Origin of the sequence: Paraburkholderia phytofirmans PsJN, assembly GCF_000020125.1 — a bacterium.
Taxonomy (GTDB): Bacteria; Pseudomonadota; Gammaproteobacteria; order Burkholderiales; family Burkholderiaceae; genus Paraburkholderia; species Paraburkholderia phytofirmans.
This window is the reverse complement of sequence record NC_010681.1, coordinates 4,209,381-4,226,688: the sequence shown is the minus strand read 5'-3', so window position 1 is coordinate 4,226,688 and position 17,308 is coordinate 4,209,381. Positions and strand designations below refer to the sequence as shown.

The 17,308-nt window shown below is 65.8% G+C and carries 15 protein-coding genes; 7 read left to right on the top strand and 8 right to left on the bottom strand.

Annotated elements, in window-relative coordinates; genetic code table 11:
* Positions 1-31: 31 nt before the first annotated feature.
* The 5 genes from fliJ to fliF are packed head-to-tail and all read right to left on the bottom strand — an operon-like array spanning position 32 to position 5,593.
* Positions 32-481, bottom strand: a complete 450-nt coding sequence (gene fliJ, locus BPHYT_RS18795) for a flagellar export protein FliJ (protein WP_012434689.1) — start codon at positions 479-481, stop codon at positions 32-34.
* A 2-nt stretch (positions 482-483) separates the two neighbouring features.
* Positions 484-2,133 (bottom strand): flagellar protein export ATPase FliI, encoded by a 1,650-nt coding sequence (gene fliI / locus BPHYT_RS18790; protein ID WP_012434688.1) that lies wholly within the window; start codon positions 2,131-2,133, stop codon positions 484-486.
* The gene (gene fliH, locus BPHYT_RS18785) at positions 2,127-2,810 is read right to left on the bottom strand and encodes a flagellar assembly protein FliH (RefSeq protein ID WP_012434687.1); all 684 of its coding nucleotides are present in this window, start codon (positions 2,808-2,810) and stop codon (positions 2,127-2,129) included. The genes fliI and fliH overlap by 7 nt, the downstream gene beginning before the upstream one ends.
* Positions 2,797-3,792, bottom strand: a complete 996-nt coding sequence (gene fliG / locus BPHYT_RS18780) for a flagellar motor switch protein FliG (protein WP_007179928.1) — start codon at positions 3,790-3,792, stop codon at positions 2,797-2,799. Before fliG ends, fliH begins: the two co-directional genes overlap by 14 nt.
* Entirely contained in the window at positions 3,782-5,593 is a 1,812-nt protein-coding gene (gene fliF / locus BPHYT_RS18775; protein ID WP_012434686.1) for a flagellar basal-body MS-ring/collar protein FliF, read from the bottom strand. Before fliF ends, fliG begins: the two co-directional genes overlap by 11 nt.
* 235 nt (positions 5,594-5,828) lie before the next feature.
* On the opposite strand from fliF, the gene fliE reads away from it, so the two are divergent.
* From fliE to BPHYT_RS18750, 5 genes are all read left to right on the top strand, one after another.
* Positions 5,829-6,164 carry a flagellar hook-basal body complex protein FliE gene (gene fliE / locus BPHYT_RS18770; RefSeq protein WP_012434685.1) on the top strand — a complete coding sequence of 112 codons (336 nt, stop codon included), beginning with the start codon at positions 5,829-5,831 and terminating at the stop codon, positions 6,162-6,164.
* 216 nt (positions 6,165-6,380) lie between these two features.
* Complete coding sequence (gene fliS / locus BPHYT_RS18765) at positions 6,381-6,815, top strand: flagellar export chaperone FliS (protein ID WP_012434684.1); 435 nt, start codon at positions 6,381-6,383, stop codon at positions 6,813-6,815.
* Positions 6,812-7,138 carry a flagellar protein FliT gene (locus tag BPHYT_RS18760; RefSeq protein ID WP_012434683.1) on the top strand — a complete coding sequence of 109 codons (327 nt, stop codon included), beginning with the start codon at positions 6,812-6,814 and terminating at the stop codon, positions 7,136-7,138. The genes fliS and BPHYT_RS18760 overlap by 4 nt, the downstream gene beginning before the upstream one ends.
* Before the next feature lie 91 nt (positions 7,139-7,229).
* Positions 7,230-8,663, top strand: a complete 1,434-nt coding sequence (fliK, locus tag BPHYT_RS18755; protein WP_012434682.1) for a flagellar hook-length control protein FliK — start codon at positions 7,230-7,232, stop codon at positions 8,661-8,663.
* Positions 8,663-9,022 (top strand): EscU/YscU/HrcU family type III secretion system export apparatus switch protein, encoded by a 360-nt coding sequence (locus BPHYT_RS18750; RefSeq protein ID WP_012434681.1) that lies wholly within the window; start codon positions 8,663-8,665, stop codon positions 9,020-9,022. Before fliK ends, BPHYT_RS18750 begins: the two co-directional genes overlap by 1 nt.
* A 3-nt stretch (positions 9,023-9,025) precedes the next feature.
* Here BPHYT_RS18750 and BPHYT_RS18745 read toward each other — a convergent pair whose 3' ends face one another.
* The gene (locus tag BPHYT_RS18745) at positions 9,026-10,444 is read right to left on the bottom strand and encodes a coniferyl aldehyde dehydrogenase (RefSeq protein ID WP_012434680.1); all 1,419 of its coding nucleotides are present in this window, start codon (positions 10,442-10,444) and stop codon (positions 9,026-9,028) included.
* Positions 10,445-10,556: 112 nt separating this feature from the next.
* Positions 10,557-12,242, bottom strand: coding sequence for an isovaleryl-CoA dehydrogenase (locus tag BPHYT_RS18740; protein ID WP_012434679.1), 1,686 nt, complete (start codon positions 12,240-12,242; stop codon positions 10,557-10,559).
* Between the two features lie 308 nt (positions 12,243-12,550).
* Here BPHYT_RS18740 and BPHYT_RS18735 point away from each other — a divergent pair, with 308 nt between their 5' ends.
* Together BPHYT_RS18735 and BPHYT_RS18730 are read left to right on the top strand one after the other, a co-directional pair.
* Positions 12,551-14,209 carry a GMC family oxidoreductase gene (locus BPHYT_RS18735; protein ID WP_012434678.1) on the top strand — a complete coding sequence of 553 codons (1,659 nt, stop codon included), beginning with the start codon at positions 12,551-12,553 and terminating at the stop codon, positions 14,207-14,209.
* Positions 14,210-14,381: 172 nt separating this feature from the next.
* Positions 14,382-16,136: an OmpA family protein gene (locus BPHYT_RS18730; protein WP_012434677.1), complete on the top strand. Its 1,755-nt coding sequence runs from the start codon at positions 14,382-14,384 to the stop codon at positions 16,134-16,136.
* A 59-nt stretch (positions 16,137-16,195) separates the two neighbouring features.
* On the opposite strand, the gene BPHYT_RS18725 is transcribed toward BPHYT_RS18730, so the two are convergent.
* Complete coding sequence (locus BPHYT_RS18725; RefSeq protein ID WP_012434676.1) at positions 16,196-17,158, bottom strand: LysR family transcriptional regulator; 963 nt, start codon at positions 17,156-17,158, stop codon at positions 16,196-16,198.
* Positions 17,159-17,308 lie beyond the last annotated feature (150 nt).

The window sequence follows — 17,308 nt, the reverse complement described above, 5'->3', positions numbered from 1 at the left end:
ATCGGGACGGCGCTCGTGCGCCTGATGCACGTCACACGCCTTCGGCGCGCATCCGCAGAATCCGGGCGGCGTGTTCGTCGGCGTCGCGCTGATCGCGCCGCGCCGTGGTTTTGGCTTCGGCTGCTTCGCCGCGCGCCTGCAGCACTTCGTACGAGCCCAGCTTCTGCTTCTGACGCTGCCAGTCGGGCTTGGCGGCCTCGACGCGCGCGTTGGCCGTCACCAGCAAATTGCGCTGCTGCTCGATGGCGGCGTCGAGCGTATCGATGAATGCCTGGAAATTGCGCATGTTCCCCGCAGGCATGCCGGTCTGGGCCGTCGCGGTGAAGCGCGCGTGATATTCGTCGCGGTACTGGACGAGGGCGTCGAGCTGCGACTGCACGTCGTTGCGCTCACGCTGTGCGCGGCCCAGACGTTGCGCGGCGGCGTCCACATCGTCCTGAGCCAGGCCGATAAGCGTCTTGATCGGAAAGTGTTTCGCCATCGTCAGCCTCCTTGGGCAAACAGCGCGTCCAGCATCTCGAGACTCGGTTCAAAGTTCGCGCATTCGCGAAAACCTTGCTGCAAAAAGGCTTCCATCCGCGGATACAACGCAATCGCGCGGTCGAGCAGCGCGTCGCGCCCGCTTGAATACGCGCCGACGTTGATCAGATCGCGGTTGCGCTGATAGCGCGACAGCATCTGCTTGAACATACGCGTCTTGTCCAGATGGTTATCGTCGATCAGCGCGGTCATTGCCCGGCTAATCGACGCTTCGATGTCGATGGCCGGATAGTGACCGGCTTCAGCCAGCGAGCGCGACAGCACGATGTGACCGTCCAGAATCGCCCGCGCCGAGTCGGCGATCGGATCCTGCTGGTCGTCGCCTTCAGTCAGCACCGTATAGAACGCCGTGATCGAGCCGCCGCCCGCCGGGCCGTTGCCGGTCCGCTCGACGAGCGCCGGCAGCTTGGCGAACACCGAAGGCGGATAGCCCTTGGTAGCAGGCGGCTCGCCCACGGCCAGCGCGATCTCGCGCTGCGCCATCGCGTAACGGGTCAGCGAGTCCATCAGCAGCAGCACGTGCTTGCCCTGGTCGCGAAAATATTCAGCAAGCGAGGTCGAATACGATGCGGCCTGCATGCGCAGCAGCGGCGAGACGTCAGCGGGCGCGGCGATCACCACGGAGCGCGCCAGACCTTCCTCGCCGAGAATCTGCTCGATGAATTCCTTCACTTCGCGGCCGCGTTCGCCGATCAGGCCGATCACAATCACTTCGGCGCTGGTGTAGCGCGCCATCGTGCCGAGCAGCACCGATTTACCGACGCCCGAGCCGGCGAACAACCCCATGCGCTGGCCACGGCCGACGGTCAACAATGCGTTGATCGCGCGCACGCCGACGTCGAGCACCTTGTGAATCGGTTCGCGGTTCAGCGGATTGATGACCGGCGCGGACAGCGGGGCGTCGGCATGCGCGCCGAGCGGGCCGAGTCCGTCGAGCGGACGGCCGGAGGCATCCAGCACGCGGCCGAGCAATTCCCAACCGACCGGCAGACGTTTGGCGCCCGCCATCGGATCGGCGATCGGCGCGCTTTCGAGCGGAAAAACGCGCGCGCCGGGGAGGAGGCCGATCACTTCGGTGGTCGGCATCAGAAACAGCTTGTCGCCGGAGAAGCCGACTACTTCGGCTTCGGCCATCGGCAGCGAACTGCCTTGCGGCAGTTCGATCATCACTTCGGCGCCCACGGACAGACGCAGGCCCACGGCTTCGAGCACCAGACCGGCCGCGCGCGTGAGACGTCCACAGGCACGCATCGGCTTGGCGATCGCATTGCGCGCGCGCAGTGCGTCGAGGCGGCCGCGCCACGCTTGCATGTGCGGGTTGCTGTCGAGCGCGGGATCGTAAGGCGGGTGAGCGACGGCGGCGGAAGCAGGGCTCGCCGCGGCGGCATCGCGGCTCGCGGCGGCGCCCGTCGCTGGATGGGCATGCGCCGGATCGCGCAAGGCGGCTTCGATTGCCGCGACGGCCGCCGCCGCGGGTGTCACCGCAGCCGGTTCTTCCGCAAGCGCTTCGGCGCCGAAGGACGCCAGCGCCAGTTCGCGTTCGAGCGGCGTCAGGTCGCTGGCGCGGATCTCTTCGAGCGTCGGCTTCACCATGTGCTCACCTTGCCGAGCGCGGCGGCCACGCGCTCCCAGCGCGTGTCGATGCCGGCGTCCACTTCACCGGTGTTGGCTTGCGCGCGGCAGCCGCCGCGCTCCACCGCCGGATCGGTACGCACGGTCCAGCCGCGCGTTTGCAGTTCTTCCATCAAATAGGCTTCGACAACCGGCAGATCGGCGGGACTCACGATCAAAGCCGGTGCGCCGACCAGCGTCGGCTCGGCGGCCAGCACCTCGCGCGCGGCGGCGATCAGCGCGGTCGGGTCGTGCTGCACGTGCTGACGCACCACCTGCTGCGCGATGTCGAGCGCGAGCGCAACCAGCGTTTCGGAGATCGCGCCCTGAGCGCCGTCGAGCGCGGCCTTGAAGGTTTCGGCCAGCGCCGCGAGCCGCGCGGCTTCTTCGCGCGCTTCGCTCTGGCCTTGCTCGAAACCCTGAGCGTGGCCCTGGTCGTAACCGGCCTGATAACCGAGCGCCTGACCGGCCACGTGGCCGGACGCGATGCCCTGCGCATGAGCGGCGTCGCGCAGGCGTTCGAGTTCGGCTTCGAACGCGCCGTCGTCGACTTCGGGTTCGGGCGGCGCCGGCGGCACCGGATCGAACGAGGCCATCTCCCAGCGCTGGTAGGCCGAGAGGCGTTCCTTCGCTGCGGAGTTCTGATCAGACATATGCATCTTCGGCCTTGCCGCCTAGAACGATCTGGCCGCCTTCGGCCAGGTTGCGCACGATCTGCAGGATGCGGCGTTGCTGCGTCTCGACTTCGGAGACGCGCACCGGACCGCGCGCGTCGAGGTCTTCGGCGAGCAGTTCGGCCGCACGCTGCGACATGTTCGACAGGAACTTCTGGCGCAGCGCGGGCGGCGCGCCCTTCAGCGAGATGATCAACGCCTCGGACTCGACTTCCTTCAGCAACAGCTGGATCGCGCGGTCTTCCAGATCGAGCAGGTTCTCGAACACAAACATCTGATCAATAATCTTCTGCGCAAGTTCCGCGTCGTATTGGCGAACGTTCTCGATCACGCCTTCTTCATGATTGCTCGACATGAAGTTGAGAATTTCCGCCGCCGTGCGGATGCCGCCCATCGGGCTGCGCTTGAGGTTGTCGCTGCCGGACAGCAGGCCGGTCAGCACGTCGTCGAGTTCGCGCAGCGCGGCCGGCTGGATGCCGTCGAGCGTCGCGATCCGCAGCAACACGTCGTTGCGCAGCCGTTCCGTGAAGCAGGCGACGATTTCCGACGCCTGATCGCGGTCCAGGTGAACGAGGATGGTCGCGATGATCTGCGGATGCTCGTTCTTGATGAGTTCGGCGACCGCCGCGGAATCCATCCACTTGAGGCCTTCGATACCGCTGGTATCGCTGCCTTGCAGAATGCGGTCGATGATCGCGCCGGCCTTGTCGTCGCCGAGCGCCTTGGTCAGCACCGAACGGATGTACTCGTTCGAATCCAGCGACATGCCGGTGTGCTGCTCGGCCTCGCGCACGAACTCCTGCAGGACTTCGTCGACCTGCTCGCGGGTCACGCTCTTCAATGCGGCCATCGCGACGCCGATCTTCTGGACTTCACGCGGCCCGAGGAACTTGAACACCTGCGCGGCTTCTTCCTCGCCGATCGACATCAGCAGGAGCGCGCTCTTCATTACGCCTTCAGCGCTCATCGGACACCCAATTTTTCACGACGGTTGCAACGATCTTCGGATCCTGGCGCGCGATGCTGCGCGCGAATTCCAGATTCCGCTCATATTTGTGCTTGGCGCTTTCGAGCGCCAGCAGCTCGCTGTCGCCTTCCAGTTCGGCGACGCTGCTGCTGGTGCCGTTCGCGCCCATGCGCTCGGCGGCGGGAATGCCGTCCAGCAAAATCGGCTCGTCCGGTGACGCCAGCGCCGCGACGGCGGCCGGCTCCGGCGGCGGGAAGGCGCGGCGCAGCGCCGGCTTCACCATCACGAAGTAGAGGAACAGGGCGACCGCGCCGATGCCGAGGTAAGTCGCGATCTGCTTGGCGAGCGCAATCATGTCCGGCGTGCGCCACCACGGCAGGTCGGCGTTCGGATCGACCTCGGTGCTGAACGGGCTGTTGACCACGTTGACCGAGTCGCCGCGCGCCTGGTCGAAGCCCATCGCGTCCTTCACCAGCTGGTTGACCTGCGCGAGCTTGTCGGCGGTGACCGGCTGCATCGTGGCGTGGCCCTTGGCGTCGACCACACGCAGATAGTTCACCACCACCGCCACCGACAGACGCTTGATGCCGCCCATCGGCCGTTCGAGATGACGCACCGTCTTGTCGAGTTCGTAGTTGGTGGTCGAGTCCTTGCGGTCGCTGACCGGCGTGGTCGTCACGCCGCTCGCGCCGTTGGGCGCGTTGATCGGCGCCGATGCGGGCTGCGGCGGCTGGTTCGACAGCGCGCCCGGCACGCCCGAGGCCGCGCCTTGCGACATTTCGGTGGCGCTGCTCGATTGCTGGCTGCGGATCGCCGCCTGTTGCGGGTTGCCGTTCGGGCCGTAGTTTTCCGAGGTCTGCTCGCTGTGCGAGAAGTCGATATCGGCGCTGACCTGCGAATGCGCGTTGCCCGAGCCGAACAGGGGCGCGAGGATCGCGTCGATGCGCTGCTGGGTGCTGCGCTCGATCTGCTGGCGGTACTTCAGTTGCGAGGCGTCGAGTCCGCTGCCGGTGGACAGCTGCGTCAACAGGTTGCCGTCCTGATCGAGGATGGTCACGCCTTTCACCGGCATGTCCGGCACCGCCGACGACACCATATGCGTGATCGCCAGCACCTGGCCTTCGTCGAGCGCGCGGCCCGGATAAAGGTTGACCAGCACGGAGGCCGACGGCGCTTCCTTGTCGCGCACGAACACGGAAGGCTTCGGAATCGCCAGATGCACGCGCGCCGACTTCACCGACGAAATCGACTCGATCGTGCGTTCCAGTTCGCCTTCCAGCGCGCGCTGATAGTTGATCTGCTCGGCGAACTGGCTGATGCCGAACTTCTGGTTGTCCATCAGTTCGAAGCCGACCGAGCCGCTCTTGGGCAAGCCTTGCGAGGCCAGACGCAGACGCATTTCATGCACCTGTTCGGCCGGCACGAGGATCGCGCCGCCGGCGTCGGAGAACTTGTAGGGAATGTTGGCCGCCTGCAGTGCCGTGATGATGGCGCCGCCGTCGCGGTCCGACAGGTTGCTGTAGAGCACCTTGTAGTCCGGCGCCCGCGACCACAGGAACAGCCCCGCCACCACGGCGACCAGCAGCGCCACCGCGAAGATCAGCGGAGCGCGCGGGTTGCCGCGCATCTGCGCGAGGCCGGACAGGCGCTGACCGAAGTTGCCACCGAGGTTGCTCCCCAGGCCGCCGAGGTCTGCTGCGCCGCCGGCCTGGCCGGCACCGGCCGCACCGGCGCCGGGCTGCGCACCGGCGAGGCCCATGCGGGCGTCGGGGTTGATCAAAGAGTTGGCTGACGAATCCATGCGTCGGGTTTCTCCGGGATGCCTTTTGCGTTCTGCCCGCTACCGCACCGAGGGTCGGCGGGCGCACGGACAGAGACTTTCACCCTTGAAATTATCCGCAGCGCGGCTCAACCCGATTGCTTGAATAGAGCCGGGTTTCCCCCCTAGTTTCGGGGCTTTCCCGTATGGCCCGCTGCTATGCTTTCGTCCAGATCGGTACGGTTTGGCATGCCGGTCGTCCTTCCCTGGAGAAAACATGACTTTCCCCGTGAACGCGCTTTCGTCGGCGCTGCAACAGATGCAGTCGATGGCGGCGCAAGCGGCCGGCGGCAGCAATACGGTCGCCGACACGTCCGGCGCGGCGACGCCCACCGGTTTTGCGTCGGCACTGAAAGCCTCGCTGGACAAGATCAGCGGCGATCAGACCAAGGCGGTCGGCGAATCGCAGGCGTTCGAACTCGGCTCGTCGAACGTGTCGCTCAACGACGTGATGGTCGACATGCAAAAGGCCAACGTGGGCTTCCAGTTCGGCCTGCAGGTGCGCAACAAGCTGGTGTCCGCCTATAACGACATCATGCAGATGTCGGTGTGAACGCGGCTCGGGCGGCAAGGCTGTTCCGCCCGCCCGAAAGTGTGCGCGCCGTGCGGCTCTCGAAGGCTGCACCATTGGCCGCTTAATCCTCCTTGCGCTGGCCTAAAGCTTTCCCGCTGTCTTTCCGATAACAAGGTACAGGCAGAGATCGGGGCGCGGCAACGTGCCCGGACGAGGTGCCACGACCAACCGCAGTGCAAGAGAGGAGGAGCGCCGATGTTTTCCCCAGGACACTCTGGAGCCAATGCGTACGCACGCGTCGGCGTCGAGACAGGGGTGATGGGCGCGAGTCCGCATCGTCTGATCGTGATGTTGTATCAGGGCGCAAGGCAAGCGATCGCGCAGGCGCGCATGCATTTGCAGCAGGGCAATGTGCCGGCTCGCGGAGAGGCGGTCGGCAAGGCGATTCAGATCGTCGAAAGCGGGCTGCAGCAATCGCTCAACCTCGAGGCGGGCGGTGAGATTGCGGAGCGGTTGAACGCGCTGTATAGCTATATGTCGCGCCGGCTGCTCGAAGCCAACATAAAACAAAGCGAGGCGATGCTGGTCGAGGTGGACGGTCTTCTGGCCACTCTCGAAGAGGCATGGATCGGGATTGCCCCGGAGATCGCGCGGATGGCAGCCCAGCCCGCCGCGGAAAGCATGAGATGACATCGAACGCAGAATACTTCGCCCGCTACGAGGCGATTGCAGCGATTTCCTGCCGCATGCTGATAGCTGCCCGGCGCGCGCTGTGGAACGATCTGGTCCACCTGCAGGAGGAATACCGCCATCTGGTGGAGGCGTTGAAAGACGCCGAAACGGGCGTGAAGCTCGACGAGGCGGAGCGTCTGCGCAAGTACGCGCTGATCCGCCAGATCCTCGCCGACGACGCCGCGATCCGCGATCTGGCGAATCCGCGCATGGCCAATCTGTCCGCGCTGTTCGCCGGACGGCCCACGCGCGTGCTCAAGGAGCTGTACGGAGCGCGCTGAGTTGCGCCGTGCGCGCCGAGAGGCGCCTCTATTCATCCGGCTGACTGACTTTATTTGAGCGCGACGCCGCCAATGTGACCAAGGAATCGGCATGAACGGGATCGACACGACTGTCGCTTCGGTGCTCGCGAGCCGGATCGATAGTCTGCTCAATATCGCGCCAGGCAGTGCGGCTGCTTCGCAGGCCGGCACGGCGGGCGTCGAAACCGCGCCGACCATGCCGGCGCTCATTGAGACGCCCGCGCCGCAGCCTTCCGCCCAGACCGCGCTGTCCGCCGTCGCGCTGACGCTCAATGCGATCGTGCGCTCGGGCGGCGAGGCGACGCCCGCCGTGATCGGCCAGACGCCGATCTGGCCGGCCGCGCCCGCGCTCGATATCGAAGTGGACGCGTTGCCGCTGTTCGACACGTCCGCTGCCGCAACGGCTTCCACTGCATCCACCGCCAATCCGAATTCCGCTACCACCGCGGCCACCGCCAATGTCGCGGCGGCCCAGGTGCCGGTCGCGGCGCTCGCCGCAGCGCTCGAACAGACCGTCGGCGATAGCGGCCTCTTTTATGAAGCGCATCTCGCGCAATGGCTGGCGGGACAGCGTTCTCCCGCTTCGCTCGCTGGCGAGGCGCAGAACAAACTCGTTGCCGCTGCCGCGCAACTGCCGCTCGATTGGGCGAACGACGGCGGCGACGCGTCGCCCGCCAATCCGTCCGCCCGGCAGGGCATGGGTGCGGCGCCGAATGGTCCATCGAACGGCGGCACGCAAGACGCCGGCGCCGCTGCTCGCGGGATGCCTTCGATCCCCAATGCGCAAGCCGCGCGTTTCGTGGCCGGCGAAGTGCTGGCCAGTTCCCTGTCGGACCTGAACGGCCAGCCCGCGCATGCGAGCCTGCATAACGCGGCCGCGCAAACCGTCGACGGAGGCGCCTCGCAGAATTCGCAGCCGATGGCCGCCGCGGTTCATCCCGCGACCGTGCCGTTGGTGCGTCAGCAGCTCGATCTGCTCGCGACCGGGCAGTTTCGCTGGACCGGCGAAGCATGGCCGGGCGCCAAGCTCGACTGGACCATCGAGCAGGAAGGCGACGAATGGGACCGCAGCGGCGGCGGCACGGCAAGCGAGGACGATCAGCCGTGGCGCACGCGCCTGACGCTATCGCTGCCGACGCTCGGCACCGTCGACGCGGAACTGACACTGACCGGCACGCGCCTCGTCGCGCGCGTGCAGGCGAGTCCCGGCGGCGCCGCGCGCCTTGCGATGCAGGGTGAGAGCTTCCGTCAGCGGCTCGCGGCGGCGGGCATCCAGTTGAATGGTTTGACGATTCGCGAGATCGGCGGCGGCGCGCCCGCCACCGCCGCGAATGCCGCGGGCGCGGCGGCCGCTCAGGCGGCGGCGTCGGCGTATGCGCGCTCGGCTTCGGCGACCGGTTCGGCGGCGGCGGGCGGTGCGGCCGCTTCGGCGGCGAGCCGAACCGCGGGCGTGCGCCGTCGCACCGCAGCCACGCCGCCCGACGATTTCGACTGGGACATGTGATGAGCCGCAAACATCGCCGCAGCGCGGCCGCGCTCGTCTACGACGCCCAAGGCAGTGATCCCGCGCCGCGCGTGATCGCCAAAGGCTACGGCATGCTGGCCGAGATGATCGTGCAGCGGGCCAAGGAGGCTGGCCTGTACGTGCACGAAGCGCCCGAAATGGTCTCGCTGCTGATGCAGGTGGATCTCGATGCGCGCATTCCGCCGCAGCTTTATCAGGCGGTGGCGGAAATGCTCGCGTGGCTGCATCGGCTGGAAAGCGGCGCCGAGAACGAGCCGCCGCCGGCCGCGAACGCCGACGCGCCGGATGTCATCGACGTGGTGGCCACCGAAATCGAAGGTGGGCCGGCGACCCGTTGAGCGTCAGAACCGCATCATCAGTTTCAGCAGCGCGTCGACCCGTTTGCCGTACGGCGGCGAAATCCAGCCGCGCGCGTTCAGACGCGCCTGCGTCAACACCGGCTTCATCTTCGAGAACGTCACGAAGCCTTCGTAGCCGTGATACGCACCCATTCCGCTCGCGCCGACTCCGCCAAACGGCAGGCTCTCGCACGCCAGATGCATCAGCGTTTCGTTGATCGCCATGCCGCCGGCGATGGTTTCGTGCGTCACGCGCTCGATGGTGGCGGTGTCGTCGGCGTAGAGATAGAGCGCGAGAGGACGCGGCCGGGCGTTGATCCACGCGATCCCGTCGTCGAGCGTGTCGTAGGACACGATTGGCAGCAGCGGCCCGAAAATCTCCTCCTGCATCAGCGCGCATTCGTCCGGCGCGTTGGTGACGGCGATCAGCGGAAAGCGGCGGCTCGCTGCATCGGGCGAACTGTCGGTGAGTGCGTGCAATTGAGCGCCGGCGGCCTGGGCTTCGTCGGCGAGACGCTCCAGCCGCGCGAAGTGGCGCGTCGAAATGATCGAGGTGTAATCCGGGTTATTGGCGAAATTCGGATACATCTTCGCCATCCGCGCGCGCGCCCGTTCGACGAACGCCTGCTCCTTGCCGCGCGGCACCAGCACGTAATCGGGCGCGACACAGGTTTGCCCCGCGTTGAGCGTCTTGCCGGCGATGAGGTTGTCCACCGCGTTGTCGAAACGCGCATGCGCGCCGATGATGGCCGGCGACTTGCCGCCCAGTTCGAGCGTGACCGGCGTCAGATGCTCGGCGGCGGCGCGCATCACTTCGTGACCGACCTTGGTCGAACCCGTGAACAGCAAGTGATCGAAGGGCTGCGCGCTGAAGGCGGCGGCGAGCGCGGCGTCGCCGTTCACCACCGCGACGTGATCGCGCGCGAAGGTCTGGCCGATCAACTGCTCGAATAGCGCCGAAGTGCGCGGCGTCAATTCGGACATTTTGACGATCGCGCGATTGCCGGCGGTCAACGCGCTGACGAGCGGACTGACGGCGAGCAACACCGGATAATTCCACGGCACGATGATGCCGACCACGCCGAGCGGCTGCGGCACGACTTTCGCGCGCGCCGGCAGCAGCCATTTGTTGGTGCTGCGGCGTTGTGATTTCATCCAGCGCTTGCCATGCCGTAGCGCGCCGTCGATTTCCTCCTTCACCAGCAGGAATTCCGCGAGCAGCACTTCCTGTTTCGCACGATTGCCGAAGTCGGCGTTCATCGCATCGGCAAGTGCGTCGCGATTGTCGAGCATGACTTTGCGCAGCGCTTTCAGATGCGCGGCGCGTGCGTCCCACGACGGATACGGCGCGCGTAAATAGGCGTGGCGCTGCTCGCGCAGCAGCGCTTCGAGCGCGGCGACTTCCGGCAGATCGTTCTTCATGTGTGTCCACTCCCTGATGGATTGCGTTGCGCGTCGAGTCGCGCTTTTTTTGGATTTGCTTGCGCTGCTTTTCCGTAGCTTCCCGGCTTGATTGAAGCGTGCGTGCCGAACGTCAGACAGGAAACGCTCTTTCGATGATCGCCGCGTGATCAAACGTGGCCGGCAGCGTGCCATATACACGGCCGCTTTCGCCGCAACCTTCGGCGAGACGCGTGGCAACGAACGCCTCGGCCACTTCCGCTGGCGCGTGTTTGAGCAGCAAGGTGGCCTGCGCGATCAGCACGACTTGCTGCGCGATCCGCCGCGCTGAAGCTTCGCGATGCTCGGCCGGTCCGTTGAGCGTGGCGGCGAGTTTGCCGAGTGCGGCGCTCAACGCCGGATGCGCTTGCGCATCCGCATGCCACGCGGCGAACAATGCTTGCGCCGCTTCCGGCTCGCGCTCCATCGCGCGCAGCACGTCGAGGCACATGACGTTGCCGGAACCTTCCCAGATCGAATTCACCGGCGCTTCGCGGTAGAAGCGCGCCATCGGACCGGTTTCGACGTAGCCGTTGCCGCCCCAGACCTCCATCGCTTCGCCGGTGAATTCCAGCGCGCGCTTGCAGACCCAGTACTTTGCCGCGGGCGTGACGATGCGGCGCCACGCGCGCTCGGCCAGCGAGGTGGAGGCGGCGTCGGTCGACTCTTCGAAAGCGCGCGCGAGACGCATGAACAGCACCGTCGCCGCTTCCGATTCCAAAGCCAGATCGGCGAGCACGTTGCGCATGAGCGGCTGATCGGCGAGATGCCGGCCGAACGCGCTGCGATGACGCGCGTGGTGAATTGCCTGCACGAGCGCCGCACGCATCAGCGCCGCGCTGCCGATCACGCAATCGAGCCGCGTGTAATTCGCCATTTCGATGATGGTCGGCACGCCGCGTCCTTCGTCGCCGATCATGATGCCGAACGCATCGAGGAATTCGACTTCGCTGCTCGCATTCGAGCGGTTGCCGAGCTTGTCTTTCAGGCGCTGGATCTGCACGTTGTTCTTGCGGCCGTCCGGCGCGAAGCGCGGCACGTAGAAGCACGAAAGGCCTTCGTGTTCGTCGGTGCGGCCGAGTACCAGATGCGCGTCGCACTGCGGCGCGGAGAAAAACCATTTGTGACCGACGAGCCGGTAGGCGGCGCCACGGCCGCTGCCGGCGGTGGAGTAGGCGCGGGTCTGATTGCTGCGCACGTCCGAGCCGCCCTGTTTTTCGGTCATGCCCATGCCGATCATCGCCGAAGTTTTCTGCTTGAGCGGCAAATCGCGCGAATCGTGCTCGCGCGCGTAGAGCTTGTCGCGCAACGTCGCGAATAGCGCGGGTTCGCGTTGCAGCACGGGGATGCTCGCGAAGGTCATGGTCAACGGGCAGAGCGAGCCGGATTCGATTTGCGCATGCAGGAAGTAACCGGCGCAGCGCGCCACCATCGCGCCGCGTTGTGGATCGGAAAACGGCAGCGCGTGCAGGCCTTCGCGGCGCAGCAGCGAGAGCAGTGCGTGCCACGAAGGATGAAACTCCAGCGCGTCGATGCGCTCGCCGCGCGGACTATGCGTGACAAGTTCGGGCTCGTGACGGTTGGCCAGCTCGGCGAGCGCCAGCGTTTCGGGCGTGGTGAGCGCCGCGCCGTGCCGCACCAATGCACCGCGATGCCACCCGGCGCCGTCGCGTTCGAGGGCGGCGGACAACGCGGCGTCGCTGGAAAACAGGTTGTAGTCCGCGAGCGGCGGAACCTGATTGGTCACCTCGTGAGTCTGGCCGAAGCTGTGCCGTTCCATCTGCTGTCTCCGTTCAACGCATGCTCGCCGATGCAGCCCGGCAATGCGCTGTTTGATCGCCGCGTGTCATGCCGCGCGTCGAAAGGACGGCGTGTGCAACGGCGTGTTTGAATGCCGCGCGCAGCCGCCAGGCGGGCGTTAGCGCGTCTTTCATCATAGGGGCGCGGCGGCCGTTCCGTTTAGAGGAATCGCTCTGGCGCGAAGCCGCCGCGCCATCCGAACGCTCCCTACAATGCCGGGGAAACACACGTAGACAAGTGTGCACGACATAAGGGTTCGCGAGCAACGCGGCCCATCAGGAGGAGCGGATGCAATACGATTACATCATCGTCGGTGCAGGCTCGGGCGGTTGCGCGCTGGCGAGCCGTCTCGCGGATAGCTGCCCGGACGCGACGATCGCGCTGATCGAAGCCGGCCCGCACACGGACCGCAATCTGTTCGTCAACATGCCGGTTGGCGTGGCGGCCGTGGTGCCGCACAAACTCAAGACCAATTACGGTTATCTGACCACGCCGCAGCCGGGGCTCGGCGGACGGCAAGGGTATCAGCCGCGCGGGCGCGGCTTCGGCGGATCGAGTGCGATCAACGCGATGATCTACACGCGCGGCCATCCGCTCGATTACGACGAATGGGCGGAACTGGGTTGCGAAGGCTGGTCGTGGACGGAGGTGCTGCCGTATTTCCGCCGTACCGAAGGCAACCAGCGCGGCGCCGACGCGTGGCATGGCGACAGCGGCCCGCTCACTGTCTCCGATCTGCGCTATCAGAATCCGTTTTCACGGCGCTTCGTGCAGGCAGCGATAGAAGCCGGCTACAAACCGAATAGCGACTTCAACGGCGCGGATCAGGAAGGGATCGGTTTCTACCAGGTGACGCAGCGCGACGGACGTCGCTGCAGCGTGGCACGCGCCTATATCTACGACCGCGCGCGTCCCAACCTGCATACGATCGCCGACGCGACCGTGCTGCGCGTCGCCTTCAACGGCAAGCGCGCGAGCGGCGTGGAGATCGTGCGCGGCGGCCGCACGGAAACGCTCGAAGCGCGCGCGGAGGTGGTGCTTGCCGCGGGCGCGTTCAATTCGCCGCAACTGCTGATGTGCTCGGGTATCGGACCGGCGGCGCATCTGCAGTCGCTCGGCATTGCGGTGCTGCACGACGCGCCGGAGGTCGGCCAGAACCTGATCGACCACGTCGATTTCACGATCAACAAGCGGGTTTCGTCGATCGAGCCGACCGGCTTTTCGATTCGCGGCATTGCGCGGATGTTGCCGCAGTTCGTCACGTTCATGCGTCATGGGCGGGGCATGCTGTCGAGCAATGTCGCCGAGGCGGGCGGTTTTCTGAAGAGCAAGCCGACGCTCGACCGGCCGGATCTGCAATTGCATTTTTGCGCGGCCATCGTCGACGATCACAACCGTCATATGCATTGGGGCCACGGCTATTCGCTGCACGTGTGCGTGTTGCGGCCGCACAGTCGCGGCACCGTGACTCTCGCGAGCGCCGATGCGCGAACCGCGCCGGTGATCGATCCGCGTTTCTTCAGCGACCCGCGCGATCTCGATCTGCTGGTGGACGGCGCGCGAATGGCGCGGCGCATTCTCGATGCGCCCTCACTCGCGCTGCATGGCGGCAGCGAGCTGTACACCCATTCTGGCCAGTCGGACGCGGAGTTGCGCCGCACGATCGTCGAGCATGCCGACACGATCTATCACCCGGTGGCTACGTGCCGGATGGGCGGCGACGCGCGCTCCGTGGTCGATCCGCAGTTGCGGGTGCGAGGCGTAACGGGGCTGCGGATCGTCGACGCCTCGGTGATGCCGACGCTGATCGGCGGCAACACCAATTCGCCGACGGTGATGATCGGCGAGCGCGCGGCCGATCTGATCGCGGCGGCCCGTCGCGCATCGCAAACGGAGCTGAAGATCGCGTCGACCAGCAGAGCGGGCATGGCGGCGGATACTGCCTGAGCCTTCAGCGACATGTCAGATTTTGCCGCTAAATATGAGACAACTTGAGCGAACGTCTGCCAATTCGTCATAAATTGTGCCGTTTCGTTTATGAGATTTCCCGAAACCTATAATCGCGCCGCAAAAGGGAGCGTGCTAGGTGGCGCGTTCGGGAACTCGAGGAAGCGAAGCGATGAGCATCAACGCAATTCAACTGATTCAGTCCGCCATGACGGACGGTGTGGTGCGGCAGCTAGCGGGGCGCTTCGGGCTGCCGGCGGACGCGACTCAAAAGGTGCTGGCCGTCGCGGCGCCGGCGCTCGTTGCCGGTCTGATGCAAAAGGGCGCGACGCTCGACGGTGCGCGTTCGCTTTTCGCCACGATCCTCTCGCCGGAAGTGAACGGCCATATCGCCGAACAGCTGCCGCGCCTGATCGGCAGCACGACTGGCTTGAGCCAACTCGAAATGGCCGGGCGGCAGTTGCTCGAACGAACGCTGGACCGCCGCGTCGACGTGTTGAGCGACGAGGTCGCCTCGCAAACCGGCGTGCCGGCGCACGCCACGCATGCCATGACGGGCATCGTCGGGGCAACGCTGCTCGGCTTGCTGAAACGGCATTGTCTCGAAGGTCGGGGCAACGCCGGGCAATTGCCCACGCTGCTGGGCCATCAACTGCCGGTCATTGCGCCTTTTCTTAACGATCGCCTGATGGCCGCACTCGGTCTGGGCGGCGTCGGCGCGTTTGCCGGCAACATACTGGCGCAATTGAAGGCTGTTTCGTCGCACATCGATCATCCGACACCCGCGGCCAAGCCGGCGGCCGACGCGTCGCCGAGCATCCAGGTGCCCGTGGACGCCGTGGTGCGCGAAGAGCGCCGCTCGCACACGTGGCTGTGGTGGCTGCTTGCGGCAATCGCTGCGGTGCTGGCGTTTCTGTTTTTGCGCGGCTGCCAGGGTGAGCAGAGCGCCGGCCGCGTCGGCGCGCACAACAGTGCCGACGTGCCGGTTACCGCGCAACCACCTTTGGCGCCGGTTCAGGCTTCGGCCGCTGTGGTAACCGCCAGCGACGCGGCAGCATCGGCACCTGCCGCCAGCGCCGCGACGCCCGCCAGTTCGGCTAGCGACGCCCAGCAGCCGGCCGCCGCGATCGTGCCGACTCAAGACAGCCAGTTCAGCTTTACCGTCGACGCCGCCGGCAAACCGACGCTGACGGCCACCGTCGGCAGCGAAGCCGAAAAGACGCAACTGATGGACGAGCTGACAAAACGCCTCGGTCAATATAACTTCGTGCCGAATATCACGGTGGACCCGGCCACGAAACCGGCCGACTGGCTGGCTCATTTCGACAGCCTGTTGCCGCTGCTGTCGCTGCCCGGCGCGGAAGTGAAAGTGGCCGGTACGCACATCGAACTGAGCGGCACTGCCGCGGACAAGAAGCTCGGCTGGCTCGACAAGCTGAAGTCGCTGCTCGGCACGTCGTATCAGATCGGTTCGTTCGACGTCGCGCACGCCGTCGCCGATGCCAACGAGAACTTCCGCAGCGCGATCAAGAACCTGCTCGCGCCGGATAGCTCGTGCGCGGCAGCGGACGTGGTCAAAGTGCTGAATCTGCAAGTGATCAACTTCGCGAGCGCCAGCGCGCATGTGCCGGCTTCGGCTGTGGATGATCTGAAGCAATCGGCGCGTGTGCTGAACGCCTGCGCGGGCAACGGCAAGACGGCGCGGCTGGAAGTGGCGGGCTATTCGGACAACGTCGGCGGCGAACAGGCGAATCTGCAATTGTCGAAGCAACGTGCCAATGCGGTGCGCGCCTACCTCGTCAAGACCGGCGTGCCGGCCGATTCGCTGCTGGCGCAAGGCTATGGTCAGGCGCGTCCGGTGGCGAGCAACGACACGGCGAGCGGGCGCTTTGCCAATCGCCGCATCGAGTTCGTCGCGCAGCAGTAACTGCGGGCTGGAATCAGCGCGTAAGACATGCCGCCCGGTTTGCGCCGGGCGGCATTGCTTTATTCGGCGGGCCGCGCCGGAAACGGTGTCGTGATACCCGTCACGCCGATGCCCGGCCCGAGCATGAAATCGTCGGCGGCCTGGCCCGGCAGCGCCTCGCGCGCGACTTCGAGCCAGGCGCGCGCGGCGTGCGACAGATAACCATTGCGGCGCCAGCCGATCGCCATTTCCCACGGAATCTCCGGTTCCACCACCGGCCGGCAGGTGAACTGCGCAGGGTCGAGCCGCCGGCAATACGGCGCCGGTAACAGGGCGATGCCGACACCGGCTAGCACCAGCGCCGCCATGAAATCCCAATGCCCGCTGCGCCCGACGATGGTCGGCGCAAAGCCGGCGGTGCGGCACGCGTTCAGGACGACATCATTAAGAGCGAGACTTTCGCCGTAGAAGACGAACGGCTCGTTGGCGAGTTGTGCGAGCGGCACCTCGTGCAGATCGTCCCAACTCGAGCCCGTGCGCGCGACGAGCCACAGCAACTGACGCGTCATGGGCAGCACATCGATATTTTCCGGGTCGACCGGCTGCAGCACGCCGCCTAATTCCAGTTCGCCGTTGATCAGCGCCGTCTCGATGGCACGTGAGCCCTGCTCGAACAGCTTGAGTTCGATTTTCGGATAGCGCTGGCGGAACGCGGCGATGGCCGGCGTGAAGAGCGAGCCGCCCATGGGCGGAATCCCAATGGTGAGTTGACCGCGGCCGAGCGTGTCGAGATCGTTCAGTTCCGCCTGCAATTGCGCGTGCGCGGCCAGCACGTCCTGGCCGCGTTGGTAGACGATCCGGCCGGCATCGGTCAGCACCATCTGGCGCCCGTCGCGCAGCAGCAGCGGAGAGCCGATTTCGTCTTCCAGCGACTTGACCATTTTGCTGATGGTCGGCTGCGTGACGAACATCTGCTCGGCCGCGACGGTGAAACTCTGCTGACGCACCACTTCGACGAAATACCGCAGCGCACGTAGTTCCACGATCTCAGGCTCCAGAATTCCAAATTGGAATGATCCGGTGGATTGTAAGTCAATATATTTATATTGCAGAGTGCCGATCCAGAGACGTCGCGGTCATTTCAAGATGCGCCCGGCGGCAAGCGGAATAACATCAAGGGATTTTCACCGCCT